Annotated in this window: 12 protein-coding genes; all 12 read right to left on the bottom strand. The window is 48.8% G+C overall.

The window, feature by feature from the left end; translation table 11 throughout:
- Positions 1–82: 82 nt before the first annotated feature.
- Positions 83–274, bottom strand: coding sequence for a hypothetical protein (locus tag DW819_RS14100; RefSeq protein ID WP_118733777.1), 192 nt, complete (start codon positions 272–274; stop codon positions 83–85).
- The gene (locus DW819_RS14095) at positions 256–1,722 is read right to left on the bottom strand and encodes an RNA-binding domain-containing protein (protein ID WP_118733776.1); all 1,467 of its coding nucleotides are present in this window, start codon (positions 1,720–1,722) and stop codon (positions 256–258) included. The genes DW819_RS14100 and DW819_RS14095 overlap by 19 nt, the downstream gene beginning before the upstream one ends.
- A gap of 131 nt (positions 1,723–1,853) precedes the next feature.
- Positions 1,854–2,213 carry a heavy metal-associated domain-containing protein gene (locus DW819_RS14090; RefSeq protein WP_118733775.1) on the bottom strand — a complete coding sequence of 120 codons (360 nt, stop codon included), beginning with the start codon at positions 2,211–2,213 and terminating at the stop codon, positions 1,854–1,856.
- A gap of 41 nt (positions 2,214–2,254) precedes the next feature.
- Positions 2,255–2,449: a hypothetical protein gene (locus tag DW819_RS14085; RefSeq protein WP_118733774.1), complete on the bottom strand. Its 195-nt coding sequence runs from the start codon at positions 2,447–2,449 to the stop codon at positions 2,255–2,257.
- Positions 2,450–2,500: 51 nt separating this feature from the next.
- Complete coding sequence (locus DW819_RS14080) at positions 2,501–5,056, bottom strand: heavy metal translocating P-type ATPase (protein WP_118733781.1); 2,556 nt, start codon at positions 5,054–5,056, stop codon at positions 2,501–2,503.
- A 168-nt stretch (positions 5,057–5,224) separates the two neighbouring features.
- The gene (locus tag DW819_RS14075; protein ID WP_118532934.1) at positions 5,225–5,584 is read right to left on the bottom strand and encodes a metal-sensing transcriptional repressor; all 360 of its coding nucleotides are present in this window, start codon (positions 5,582–5,584) and stop codon (positions 5,225–5,227) included.
- 315 nt (positions 5,585–5,899) lie between these two features.
- Positions 5,900–6,049, bottom strand: a complete 150-nt coding sequence (locus tag DW819_RS16090; RefSeq protein WP_347560209.1) for a hypothetical protein — start codon at positions 6,047–6,049, stop codon at positions 5,900–5,902.
- A gap of 194 nt (positions 6,050–6,243) precedes the next feature.
- Entirely contained in the window at positions 6,244–7,083 is an 840-nt protein-coding gene (locus DW819_RS14060; RefSeq protein WP_243025884.1) for an extracellular solute-binding protein, read from the bottom strand.
- Between the two features lie 119 nt (positions 7,084–7,202).
- A complete protein-coding gene (locus DW819_RS14055) occupies positions 7,203–10,796 on the bottom strand; it encodes an AMP-binding protein (RefSeq protein WP_118733770.1) in 3,594 nt (1,197 codons plus the stop codon).
- Positions 10,797–10,933: 137 nt separating this feature from the next.
- Complete coding sequence (locus DW819_RS14050; protein ID WP_118733769.1) at positions 10,934–11,443, bottom strand: GNAT family N-acetyltransferase; 510 nt, start codon at positions 11,441–11,443, stop codon at positions 10,934–10,936.
- A 150-nt stretch (positions 11,444–11,593) separates the two neighbouring features.
- Entirely contained in the window at positions 11,594–12,376 is a 783-nt protein-coding gene (locus tag DW819_RS14045; protein ID WP_118733768.1) for an ABC transporter ATP-binding protein, read from the bottom strand.
- Positions 12,373–13,440, bottom strand: coding sequence for an iron ABC transporter permease (locus DW819_RS14040; RefSeq protein WP_182432658.1), 1,068 nt, complete (start codon positions 13,438–13,440; stop codon positions 12,373–12,375). Before DW819_RS14040 ends, DW819_RS14045 begins: the two co-directional genes overlap by 4 nt.
- Positions 13,441–13,470 lie beyond the last annotated feature (30 nt).

Genomic DNA, 13,470 nt, shown 5'->3' with positions numbered 1-13,470 from the left:
CTGAGTAATTTTATCTTACATCAGTTTGGAGGTTTACACAAACTTTGGGATACTCCCCCTCATTTCTGTTTACATATCCATTCTACTTAAGTCGTTCCAGAACGTTTTTCACCTCTCCTACATCTAATCCCATCTGCTCCGCGATTTGCTGCTCCGTATATTTTTCTTTATGCAGCCTGTAAATGGTAAAAATCTGCTCCGCACCTTCTCTTTTCCCTTCCGCATATTCTACTTTCCGAATTAATTCCTTCTCACTTATTGTTTTACGATCCATTTTCCTTTTCGGTTGGTTCCTTCTCGCTCAATCATTCCTTTCTTTTGCATCCTGCGGATATAATACTTCACCGTATTCAAGTTAAGCCCATTTCTTGCCGCTATCTCTTTTTGAGAAATCTCTGGAATATTTATCATCAACTGCATAATTGCATATTCTATTTCACCTTGCATATTATGAACCACTTCATCAATAGTCGATTGGGTGGACTGGGTGGTCGATTGGGTGGACTGGGTGGTCGATTGGGTGGACTGGGTGGTTCCTTCATTCATCAACGCTTCATCCAACGGCACAATAATCCGAAATACGTCTCCCTCTACAAACTCTGGCTCTTTCCCTGAATAAACTTCACTATATTTGAACAAATTTCTCACACCAGATCCAAGCTGGTCCGCATACCCGATATTCCGAAAGAATGCAGCGATGATCGGATTCTTTGGATTTGGTTCGATATCATCCGGTGTCAGAACTGCCTGTTGTGAAGCACGATTTGCATTTTCTACATACATCCGGTCTTTTTCTATTACAAATTTTGCCTGATAGGAACTGGTATATTCCCGGTGTATCAGTGTATTGGCTATCATTTCTCGCGTAATGATATTTCTAAGACTCTTCCGCTGGTCTTCTTCCAAAAAGAAACGATCCGGCAGATGTTTCCGGCCAAATTCCATGAGCTGTTCATAACTTTCGATCAAGTTGGTTTTGATAATTTCCCGGTCATCATACCGATCTATATTTACCTTGCGAAGCAGTGCATCCGTCACATAGGCCGGTACCACATCTGCAATTACATCATCTTTTCCCAAAAGCATGACCGCAGCCAGATTGTATCCTTTTGCTCCGGTGACACGGTCTATACTATACAATCTTGTACTTTTTAATACTTCCTCGTCTGACATACTGCTCCACGGATGTGTCTGACCACTGTTATTCGCCGCCATGATCCGGAGTTTTGGCAACAGGTCCAGACGTAAATCTTCCAGTCCCACATATGGGAAAATCTTCTTTTCTGTGTAAATTTCTTGCTTGCGGATATACATCTGGGCAATCTGAGCTGTGGCCGTAACTTTCACGTCAGCATCATTTACACGATCATAGATTACTTTTTTGTAGCTGTGCACTTCTGCACTTGGAAGAATGTGTATATGAATGAGTTTCTTCCCTTCATAATCCAAAATCTCAGGATTGAGATAAATAGTCGGTGAAAACAATGCAGGATTACTAATACAGCTAATAAAATTTTTTACCATATCTGGAGCCTGCTTTTCCGGCACACCAGAAACGGTTCCGTCATCCAGAACCCCCAGAAATATATCTCCTCCAAAACGGTTTAAAAACGAGCATACTGTTTCGTATACATCACTTTCAATTCCATTTCCACATCTTTTGAATTCGACCGCAATAGTCTCGCCTATTTCCAGTATGGTTTTCATAGTTCTTGTGTCCATTTCAGCCGCCTCCTTATCAAAACCCAATTTTCAATTGTTTCTTGTTTTTTAGTATAACACAGACCATTTTTTTTAGAAACAACAAAAGCCGGAAAGCAGCTTATTAACCCACTTTCCGGCTTTTATAATTCTTATTTCATTTCCTCTACGGTATATCCCGCATCTTCAATGGTCTTCTTCAACACCGCCTCATCCAGCTCCCGGTCGAAGCTGACAACAGCTTTTTTGCCGTGCAGGCTGACTTTTGCGGATGCGCCGTCGATCTTGTTGATGGCTTCGGTGACTGCATTTACACAGTGCTCGCAGTGCATGCCGGAGATTTTGACGATTTTCTTTCCGATAACCGGATTCTCCAGCTTTTTTTCTTCCGGCGGAAGGCTTCCACCGCCGCCACCGCAGCAGGCTCCCTCACCTTTAAAATGCTTGATGGTGGATTTTACACCAAGAAGAACGAATACTGCAATGACCAAAATTACAATGATATCTGTCATGACTGATTGCTCCCTTCTTTTTTCTGTCTTTCCTTCAGTCTCTATTTTTCATCCGGCTTTTCTTTGGCTGCTTCTGCCATCGGATTTACCTGATGTTCTTTCTGGAATCTGCGGTCTCTCGCCTCATCCAGTTTCTTTCTTACAAATTTTACAAAGAGATAAATAGATACGCCTACTATGTACAGGATGATGCAAAGCACCACCATATATCCCATGGAGTTCTGTGAATGTGACATTTATTTCTCCTTCATACGTTCGCGGCACACCTGTCGGTGCGCCGCTCGTGTTTACTGTACTGATACGACCTTGTAATCCTGTGCCTCAACAGCCTCTTTCAGAACGCTGTCTGCAACTTCCTTCTCCAGGGTTACAACTGCGGTTCCCTTCTCATGGCTTACCACTGCCTCGGTTACGCCTTCGATGCCCTCAAGGGTCTTTTTCACTCTGGCCTCACAGTGTCCGCACATCATTCCTTCGATTTTCATAGTCTTTGTCATAGCACTCTTCTCCTTTTTCTCTTTATGATCAACATGACTTTCATCATGTGGTCTGCTTTGTTTTTTCTTCCTATCTTTGGACGCGTCATACATCTGAAACAGATTCAGGCGCAGGGCATTGGTTACGACACAGAAACTGGAAAGGCTCATGGCTGCCGCGCCGAACATTGGGTTTAACTTCAGTCCGAACAGCGGATACCAGATTCCGGCTGCCAGCGGAATGCCGATAACGTTGTAGAAAAATGCCCAGAACAGGTTCTCGTGGATGTTACGCAGCGTTGCGCGGCTTAACCGGATGGCTGCCGGGACATCGCTTAAGCGGCTCTTCATCAGAACCACATCGGCTGCATCGATGGCAATATCCGTTCCTGCTCCGATGGCAATACCAATATCCGCACGGGTCAGCGCCGGAGCATCGTTGATTCCGTCACCGACCATGGCTACCTTGCCCTGTTCTTTCAGAGAACGGATCACGCTCTCTTTTCCTTCCGGAAGCACGCCTGCGATGACCTCGTCCACACCGGCCTGGGCGCCGATAGCTTTCGCAGTGCGCTCGTTATCACCGGTCAGCATCACAACGCGGATGCCCATGTTCTGCAGTTCTTTAACCGCCCGCGGGCTGTCTTCCTTGATGACATCCGCCACCGCAACAATACCAAGAAGCTGTCCGTCACGGCTGAAATACAGCGGGGTCTTGCCTGCTTCCGCAAGCTTTTCTGCTTTCGCTCGGATCTCATCGGATACCGCTGCAACACTGCTGATAAAGTTCGCGTTTCCTCCGCAGAGCTCACTGCCCTCGTAAATACCGGAGAGTCCGTTGCCCGGAAGCGCCGTGAAATCATCCACCTCACCGGCGGTAATGCCGTCTGCCCGGGCGCGCTCGTTGATAGCGCGGGCCAGCGGATGCTCACTCTTCTTCTCCAGGCTGCAGGCCAGTGCCAGAAGCTCCTGCTCACTCTTTGCTTCTGCCAGGATGATATCGGTCACCTTCGGCTCGCCGCTGGTGATGGTACCGGTCTTATCCAGTGCCACAATATCCATCTTGCCCGCTTCCTCCAGGGAAACCGCAGTCTTAAACATAATGCCATGCTTTGCGCCCATGCCGTTGCCCACCATAATGGCAACCGGAGTCGCAAGCCCCAGTGCACACGGACAGCTGATGACCAGAACGGAAATGCCCCGGGCCAGCGCAAAGCCCACGCTCTGGCCAGCCAGCAGCCATACAATGGTTGTAATGACTGCAATAGTAATAACAGTCGGTACAAACACACCGGATACCCTGTCGGCAACCTTTGCGATCGGCGCCTTGGTGGCAGCCGCATCACTGACCATCTGGATGATCTGGGACAGAGTCGTATCTTCTCCGACTCTGACTGCCTCGCAGCGGATAAAGCCGGACTGGTTTACCGTTGCCGCGGAAACACTGTCACCTACGGTCTTATCCACCGGGATGCTCTCACCGGTGAGGGCTGCCTCGTTCACGGCACTGCTTCCTTCTAATACAATGCCATCCACCGGAATGTTCTCGCCCGGACGGACAACGAAGACATCTCCTTTCTGTACCTGTTCAATGCCGACAGTGACTTCTTCGCCGTCCCGAACCAGCACCGCAGTCTTCGGAGCCAGCTTCATCAGGCTCTTTAACGCATCGGTGGTTTTTCCTTTGGAGCGCGCCTCCAGCATCTTGCCCACGGTGATGAGGGTCAGGATCATGGCTGCGGATTCAAAATAAAACTCATGCATGTAGCTCATGGCAGCGTCCGCATTGCCCTTTACCTGGGCATCGGTCATGGCAAACAGTGCGTAGGTACTGTAAGTAAATGCCGCCATGGAACCGAGGGCCACCAGGGTATCCATGTTCGGAGCTTTGTGCCACAGGCTCTTAAAACCGCTGATGAAGAATTTCTGGTTGATGACCATAACGATGGCGGTTAAGATCAGCTGGATCAGCCCCATCGCCACATGGTTTCCGTCAAAAAATGCCGGAAGCGGCCAGCCCCACATCATATGTCCCATGGAAAAATACATGAGAACGATCAGAAATCCAACGGAATACCAGAGCCTGCGCTTTAAGACCGGAGTCTCATGATCTTTTAACGCTTCCTCCGCGTCTAAGGACTGTGCCCGTACACTGCCCTCTTTTCCCGCGCCCTTTACAGACGCGCCATATCCGGCATCCTGCACCGCCTTGATGATATCAGCGGACGATGCCGTGCCTTCCACACCCATGGAATTGGTCAGCAGGCTGACCGAACAGCCTGTAACACCAGGCACCCCGGAAACCGCTTTTTCCACGCGGCTGCTGCAGGCCGCGCAGCTCATGCCGGTTACTGTATACTGTTCCATCTTGTTGTCGTTTCCTCCTTTTTCGATTCCCCCTGCAACTGCTTCTTCCCAATTGCATTCTTCTTTACCATGCCCGGAATACTGTTTTCTTATCCGCCTCGCATTGCTTCGAAATCTCTCCTCACTGCCACTTGCTCTCTGTGTCATGGCCAGCAAAGATTCTCACCTTTACTTCATCAGTCTCTGCAATACCTTCAATAACTCATCGATGGTCTCATCATGGCCTTCGCGTATATCATTGGCCACGCAGGTCCGCAGATGATTTCCAAGAAGGACCTTGTTGAAGCTGTTGAGCGCCGCGTTGGCCGCAGCCACCTGAATGAGGATATCCGGACAGTAGGCGTCCTGCTCTACCATGTTGCGGATTCCCCGGATCTGTCCTTCAATGCGGTTTAAGCGATGGATCAGGTCCTTGTATTCCTTCTCCGAACGTTCTTTCTTTTTATGACAACAGCACGGCTTTCCTTCTTTATGCTCCGCTTTTTTCTCTGCGGCATCTGGCTTCGCTGCTTCTGCATGCTCTGCCATTCCACTGCAGCATTTCCTTTTATCGGTATGCTCCATGCAATTCCACCTTTCTGTAAAAAAGAATGTGCCTTGGCACATTCTCGCGCCGAGGCGCGGTTGCTTCAGCAACCATCTACCTTTGCGCCGAGTGCGCATCCCTGCGGAGCGCTTTTTTGTTTCATAGGACGCAATTTCCTATGAAATAAAAAAGCATTCTCCCGTGAGTTCTGCTTCCGGCATGATTTTTTTCTCTTGCCTTTTGCATACCCCCATAGGGTATATTGAGTATAGAAAAAATATCCGGATCTGTCAAGATGCAGACTCGGATATTTTTTCTCAATAACGTTTTTCCTGCATGTCCAGCCGCACCTTCATTCCGGGCCGGAAACGGCTCCCGGCCTGCCCGAACAGACTGACCTGCCAGTTTTTTTCTCCATCTGTTACCAGATACTCTGTATGGGATCCCATAAACTGCCGCTCCAGCACCGTGCAGAGAGCAGCCGGTAGTATTCCAGGGTAAACATGCCGTTTTTAAACACGCTCCTTCCAATCAGGGAAACGAGCGGATACAGGATAAAAACGGCAATCCCCGCAAGCAATAAAAACAGAAGGAGCCGGTCCAGCATCTTAGCTGTCCGGCATCTTCTGCGGATGATTTTCATATCCTGTTTCATATTTTTTTATGAGTCCTTTTCGCCTGCAAGCTCATCCCATTTTTCCAGAAGAGCTTCTCTCTCAGAGCCAAATAAGAGTACATCCTGCTTGATCAGCTTCGTGGTATCTACGGTTCCGATCTCTGACGGAACATCTACATCACCGCGTGCCATAACTCTTGCGTCTGCTTCTCTTAAAACCTCCTGACCCTCTTTGGAAAGATAGTAATCCACAAATACTTTTGCCGCATCCTTGTTCTCAGAGTTTTTGAAAATTGCGATCGGCGCCGGAGTCCACGGAATCATATCTTCCGGATAAACTGCGGTAACCGGGTACTCTTTCTCCAGTGCAAAGGTGCCGCCTGTCATGGCAAGAATTCCAATTCCGTACTCGCCTGCGCATACCTTCGGGCCCGGCTCACCGCCGCCCTTTGCATAGAAATCCACGTTGTCATTGATGGCAGTCCAAATCTCCCAGCCCTTCTCTTCTCCCCAGGCCTGGAGGGTTCCGTTCAGGATTGCGTACTGGGTACCGGAGATAGCCGGAGATGCCATAATGATCTCGTCTTTATACTTCGGATCTGCCAGATCTTCCCAGGTTTTCGGTGCTTCCAGTCCCTTTTCCTTCAGGACATCGTTGTTTACCAGGAGGCCTGCCGGAACCAGCGCAAGTCCGGTCCAGTAACCGTCTTTATCACGATAACCTGCATCAATCGCCTCTGCTTCCGGAGACTCATACTGCTCCAGATAGCCAAGCTCAGCTGCGGAAATAAGTCTCTTTTCCCGTGCTGCCTGCACAAGCTCGTCCAGCGTCATCTGACTGTCCGGCGAATAAGCGGATTCATGTAAATGAAGGTCAATGAACATTTTTTCTGTCTCCCGTAAATGATTTTGTCCTTTCATTTTATCGGTTCTCGCAGTTTTTGTCTAATTGTATTCATTAATTCATTATTGCTATTTATTTGAATTTTCAATAAATATTTTGATCATCTCCAGAGAATATCCGGTACATGAGCCTTGCCGCACTGCGCCTCCACCTGTGCTTTCAGTACATCAGCATTCTGCCCCATAGTGCCCTTCACTTCTGCTGTCAGTACCAGCTTGTTGCCATCAGCATAACGCACATAGGCGGCGGCTTCCTCCACACCCGGCACCTGTTTTAAAGCCGTTTCGATCTGATACAGATCGTGGAACTGACGACCAGTCAGACCTTCCTGCATGATGGTCCTGCCACCCTGCTCCAAAAAATCCAGGGAACCGTCCGGCAGAATTCTCGCGGTCCGCCCGCTATCGTAAAGTTTTCCAGGCCCATATGGATTGGTGATCTCATCCAGCACCTGCTCCGGTTTACAGTCCATCACATACAGCTCTCCCCAGGCACCAAACGGCTTCTTCCTGCAGTTTTCATCAAACACATAAACTTTAACCGGTTCTTTTCCATCCACGCCGGTCACCAGCTGGCCTTTCGCTGCCTGATTCAGTTCTCCCACAGTAATGGTGTAATGCAGCGGAAACAGACGGTCCGGCAGGCGGCGGCTTAAACGGCGCACCAGTGTCTCCTCCTGCATAGCATCCATCAGAGACTCCATCACCGTCAGGAAATCATGAAGCTGGCGGGTGTCAAACCGGTTCTCCCAGTAGCGCAGCTCATAGTAATAGCCCTTCGCATCAGTAAATACCTGCAGATGGAACGGCAAAGAATCCAGCTGCATGCGCTGGCGTTCTGCCGGATACCCTCCCACGGTATCGATATTTAAGATATCCCCCTGGTACTGGAAGAACATCTCATCTGCGTGCAGGTTCGATATGTAGCAGCGCATGGTATCCATGATCTGCGTTGCATTCGTCTTCAAAAGCTCCGGCACGGTCTGATCCACACCTTCTTTGTTCCGGAAGAAATAGGTAAGGAACAAAGGTCCTGCCAGGCGGTTCCAGCGGCTGTCGGTTCTTCCGCTGTGAATGGAGGAGGAAACGGTATCCTTTTCGTTGCTGAACAGGCCAATGCTTAAGTTATAGGCCGTCAGGAAAAATACATTTTCCGAAACGCCAAGCTTTTTACAAAATGCGCTCACATTACGGCGGTTCAGGCTCGTAAAACGTCCCTTTAAATCAGCATCCACGCCATGCTCCAGGCTGTAGCAGTCCTTGCGGGTGAGGATGCTCTTACGAATCTTAAAGTCCTTCATCAGGCCCCGGAAATACGTCTCATTCTTTGTCCGGAGTCCTCTCGCATCCCGATCCTTTTCATCCAGGATATATTCGTAGAAGGTGTAGGTTTCCGGCTCCACAGCCCTACCGAGATAAAGCTGGTTTAAGTCCTCAAACAGCACGTTCATGGTCATACCGTCCCCCATAATATGGGCAATATCAAAGAAGAAATAATTGGCGGAATCCGTCTCATAAATACCGATATGGAACAGGTTCTCACCCTCTCCGTAAAGGTACGGATACAGCAATCCTTTTCTCGTTTCCTCCCACTGGACATTGCTTAATCTCACGATCGGAATGTCAATCTTTCTCTTATCATCACGGATGATCTGGTAACGGCCCTCTGCCATCTGGATGATGGCCTTTAGCTCCGGGTGCACCTCAAAAAGCTGCTCCACCGCAAACTTTAAGCGGCGCAGATCCGTCCGTTCGTCCAGTTTATAGAGAAACGGCAGATTTGCCGTAGTATTTCCACGCATGACATAGGCAAAATAAAGCTGCAGATTGGTTAACGGATAGACCTGCCGCACTGTGTGATCCACCTGCTCTGCGCCGGCTCCCTCCCGGGCAAATTCTTCCAGCTTCAGCACCGAAGCATGCTGTAAGAGGTCATCCAGGGTCATGGAAACCTTTAAGATCTGGTACAGATCCGTGAGTAACAGCACGCTTCCAAGGGAATCCAGTCCTGCCTCGTAGAGCTCTGTATCAATGCCAAAACGACGGTGCCCCAGTACAGCGGCAATGCAGTCATAAATCTGATTCTGAAACTCATTTTCCGGCATACGGAAACGCTTCTCCTCCTGCTCTTCTTTCTGTTTTCCCTCCAGATACTGGCTGCGGATAATCTTTTTGGAAGAGGTTTTTGCAAAAGGAACTTCTCTTATCCTGCTGCGCAGAATGCGCTTGAACGTCGGCAGTTCCTCATTGTGTTTTTTGATAATCTGAGCCACCGTGCTCTCAATATCGGCAATATTTGCAGCTTCCGCATATTTAAAATTCGGGTATATCTCCGCACAGATCGTATCGTCCTCGCCGTACACCAGAATATCCTCGATCAGACGCTCATCCTCAAAGAGATTTTCCAGCTCCTCAGGTGCCACATTCTCACCGTTGCTTAAGATAATGAGGTTCTTTTTCCGACCGGTCAGGTACAGAAAGCCCTCCTCGTCCACATGGCCGATATCTCCCGTACAAAGCCAGCCATCCGGTGTGATGGCCTCCGCAGTCTTGTCCGGTTCCTTGTAATATCCCATCATGACAGACGGACTCTTGACCTGGATCTCGCCGTCCACGATACGCACCTCACAGCGGTCTACAATACGCCCCACGGACGCAATCTTATCCGGTCTTGTCCAGTCCGGAGAAGAAATTTTCGGGGAACACTCCGACATGCCGTAGCCCTGGGCAATAGCAATACCGAGGCGCTGGTAATTGGCTGCCAGATCCGGTGCCAGGTATCCGCCGCCGCTGATGATCTTGTGAAGCCTGGTACCAAGCACCTGCTCTTTTACCTTGCGGATGGGCATCTCCGGGCGCTGCCGGTTTAAGATAGCAATGCGGTTGTAAAGTGCCTTTGCCATCATCGGAACCATGCGGATGACCGTCGGTTCAAACAGTAATATATGCTCTGCCAGCTTCTTCATATCACGGTTCAAACAGAGGATTCCTCCATAACGCATAACGGTAAACACATCTCCATTTAAGCAGAACACATGATGAATCGGCAGGACATTTAAGTAAATTTCCTGCTCCGGATGGTTGTTGTCTGTGGTGCAGAAATTGTTGTCCATGAGGTTTCCATTGGACAGCATCACGCCCTTGCCGCGTCCTGTGGTCCCGGAGGTAAACAGGATCATGGCACACTCATCGGCCTTTGCGTCAGACTCCACATGCTGCCCCTCATAGGCTTTTAGGATCTTATCGGAGCAGTTCACATGCTTTCCATGCTGCAGGGAAATATACTCCACTACCGTTGGGCAGTTATCCTTCACTTCCTCGGTCAGCGGATGGAAAGCCCAGTCGTAAAACAGCACGTCCACATCGGAACGGTTTAAGCAGTCTGCCAGCTTTTGTGCGTTGAGCTGGACATCCAGCGGAATGCCGGTATCGCCTCCGCTCATCACGCCAAGCAGTACGGCCAGATAATGATGACTGCTGACTCCCAGAATACCAACCTTTAACTTGTGTCCCACCTGCGCACGCTTTTCCCTGGCCCAGGCAGCAATAGCATCACACTCACATGCGAATTCTTTGTAGGTTACACGGAAAATAATTCCATTTTCTTCATATTGCAAAAAAACACGGTCTCCATGCTCTGCCGCCGCGTTGTGCACCAGATCGTAAACAGTTCTTGTGTTTTCGTAAAGCATCATATGATTCCTCCAAATAAAAAATGAGACAGATTTTATGTATCTGTCTCAAATATAACACCAGGCCCGTTATGTGTAAACCATTTGACCAGTTCGAATTTTTGAACCAAAGAAAGCATTCAGTTCTGAATGATAAAAAATCAAATTCTTGCTCCGCACTTATACACTCGACGATAAAGTATTTCTTTCATCTTCTGAAATTCTTCCCTCGTAATTTCGCTTTTATATGTCATAATCCGCAGCGGCACCGGGGATTTTCCTTTGGAAATGGGTGGCTGGATATAAGGATATTCGTTAAATACAAACCCATTGCGTTCATAAAAGCCAATGCGTCTGCGGGTTAATTCATCTTCCGGAAGTTCCACCTCCAGGCAGATTGGCTTCTGGTACTGTTTTACCAGTTCCTGCAGCATGGCGGAGCCGGTCCCGCTGTTGCGAAGGGCTGGATCTACTGCGAAATGCTCAATGTAGATGAAAGATTCAAATTCCCAGACGGCAAGAAAGCCTGCTGGCATATAATAAATCCGGTATTCCGGTTCTTCAAAAAGCGCAAGCTGCTCGTCATAAGGACGATATTCGTCATCCGAGAAGCTGGCCTGCATAACGCGGTAGATTTCTGGGAAATTAGTTTCATTGATTCGTTGTAACATAAAACAACTCCTTTATACATACTCATCTTTGTCTATGAAAAAAGAGACCTGCGTTTCGTCTGAACCGCGTTCTCTCTCACACAAAACTATTTCTACTATAACTTTCTTCCATCTTTTCGTCAAGCAGGCAGATCTGTCCGCGGTTCCGGTTCAGCCCTTTTCCTTCACCCACCCCGGCAGATAATAAATCTGCATCTTCCGGGTGGCTTCATTTTTTGTCACCTGTGCTTCGATGCCGAAATATTTTCGGATATTTTCTTTCGTCAGCACCTCTTCCGGTGTGCCGCAGTCTACAATCTTTCCCTGGTACAGAAAAATGATCCTGTCACAGTAAAGAGCAGCCAGATTCAGATCATGGATGGAGGAGAATACCGTGACATCCTGGTTTCGTAAAATATCCATGATCTGATACTGATAGCTGACATCCAGATGGTTGGTCGGCTCATCCAGAACAATATAGCGGCTTTCCTGCATCAGTACGCGGGCCAGTAGGACACGCTGTTTTTCTCCGCCGGAAAGGCTTAAATAGGAGCGTATTTCGTAGCCGCTCAGTCCTACTTCCCGAAGGCATTTTTCACAAAGTTCCCGGTCTTTTGCAGTGTCTCCCTCCAGAAATTTCTTGTGAGCGTAACGTCCGAACATAACCATATCCCGAACGGTAAAATCAAATTCCAGCTGATTTTCCTGCGCCATGACCGCCAGTTCTCCCGCCAGTTTTTTAGCTGAAAGGTCCATGATATCTTTCCCATCCAGAAAGACGGTCTGCCCCTTAGGCTTATAGGTCCGATAAATATGCTTCAGCAATGTGGACTTGCCGCAGCCATTCGGTCCAACCAGTCCCACAAATTCCCCCTCTTTGATTTCGAGGGAAATCTGATCCAGGATCCGCTCATTTCCGATTTCATAATCCAGATGTTTTACCGTTAAGCTCATCGTCCCACACTTCCTTTCCGAATCAGATACAAGAAGAACGGGGCACCGAAAAATGCCGCAATGACACCGATCGGAAGTTCTTCCGGCGCAATGATGATGCGGGAGATCAGATCCGCGATCATGGCAAAGAGACCACCGCCCAGAATAGACATGGGAATCAGCTGCTTATGGCCGGAGCCCACAAAGCCACGCATCACATGAGGCACCACAAGTCCTGCAAAGCCGATAACGCCGCTGACAGAAACAACCACACCTGTCAGCACAGTAGAGGCCAGAATGATCAGCAGCTTGATGCGTCGGGTATCTGCTCCCAGCGTCTCTGCCACATCATCTCCCAGAAGAAGAATGTCCAATTCCCGCGCAAATAACAGAATCACTGCCATCATAACAACAGACACGATGAACACATATTTCACGCGGCTCCAGGTGGCTCCGCTTAAGGAGCCTACCATCCAGTAAAGCGCCATCTTGGTCTTATCGGAACCATTGTTAAACCCGTAAACGATCAGATTCGTCAGTGCGGAGAACAAGGCGGAAGTGGCAATTCCGGCCAGCACCAACTGGGTAGAGGTAATCCTCCCTTTTACAGACGCAATACTCAGAGAAAGGCTGATGGCCACAGCCGCGCCCAGCGTCGCGCCAAAAATCACGGAATAACCGCCCAGAAAACTGAAAAGCCCCAGAATGATGACGCTGACTGCTCCGGCAGAGGCACCGGAGGAAATTCCCAGCACATAGGGATCTGCCAGTGGATTTTTTGTGAGTGCCTGCATCAGCACACCGCAAAGAGACAGGCCTGCTCCTACAATAAATGCCATGATAACCCGCGGAAAACGGATATTCCAGATGATGTTTTCTGTTTTCTGCTCCCAGGACACCGCAAAAATCTCCTTTCCGGATATCTTATTTGCCAGGATCTTTACGATCTCATCCGGTGACACATGGATGGCACCCAGGGTCACGGAGATGGTCGTTACTGCCGCGATCAGAAGCAGAACCATCAGAAGGGTACCTATAAAACGTCCAGTTTCCCGGTCACTTTTTTTACTGATTTCTGATTTCATGTTTTCTCCAAAAACAGGGACTTCCCATGC

It is taken from the genome of Clostridium sp. AM33-3 (assembly GCF_003480315.1).
GTDB lineage: Bacteria > Bacillota > Clostridia > Lachnospirales > Lachnospiraceae > Brotaphodocola.
The sequence above is the reverse complement of the archived record's forward strand: the minus strand, read 5'-3'. Positions and strand labels throughout refer to the sequence as shown.

What these genes read in the sequence shown, in the direction of transcription:
- DW819_RS14055 (WP_118733770.1), bottom strand. Translation starts at nt 10,796, where the DNA reads ATGATGCTTTACGAAAACACAAGAACTGTTTACGATCTGGTGCACAAC.
- DW819_RS14080 (WP_118733781.1), bottom strand. Translation starts at nt 5,056, where the DNA reads ATGGAACAGTATACAGTAACCGGCATGAGCTGCGCGGCCTGCAGCAGC.
- DW819_RS14060 (WP_243025884.1), bottom strand. Translation starts at nt 7,083, where the DNA reads ATGTTCATTGACCTTCATTTACATGAATCCGCTTATTCGCCGGACAGT.
- DW819_RS14100 (WP_118733777.1), bottom strand. Translation starts at nt 274, where the DNA reads ATGGATCGTAAAACAATAAGTGAGAAGGAATTAATTCGGAAAGTAGAA.
- DW819_RS14085 (WP_118733774.1), bottom strand. Translation starts at nt 2,449, where the DNA reads ATGTCACATTCACAGAACTCCATGGGATATATGGTGGTGCTTTGCATC.
- DW819_RS14095 (WP_118733776.1), bottom strand. Translation starts at nt 1,722, where the DNA reads ATGGACACAAGAACTATGAAAACCATACTGGAAATAGGCGAGACTATT.
- DW819_RS14090 (WP_118733775.1), bottom strand. Translation starts at nt 2,213, where the DNA reads ATGACAGATATCATTGTAATTTTGGTCATTGCAGTATTCGTTCTTCTT.
- DW819_RS14075 (WP_118532934.1), bottom strand. Translation starts at nt 5,584, where the DNA reads ATGGCAGAGCATGCAGAAGCAGCGAAGCCAGATGCCGCAGAGAAAAAA.
- DW819_RS14040 (WP_182432658.1), bottom strand. Translation starts at nt 13,440, where the DNA reads ATGAAATCAGAAATCAGTAAAAAAAGTGACCGGGAAACTGGACGTTTT.
- DW819_RS14045 (WP_118733768.1), bottom strand. Translation starts at nt 12,376, where the DNA reads ATGAGCTTAACGGTAAAACATCTGGATTATGAAATCGGAAATGAGCGG.
- DW819_RS14050 (WP_118733769.1), bottom strand. Translation starts at nt 11,443, where the DNA reads ATGTTACAACGAATCAATGAAACTAATTTCCCAGAAATCTACCGCGTT.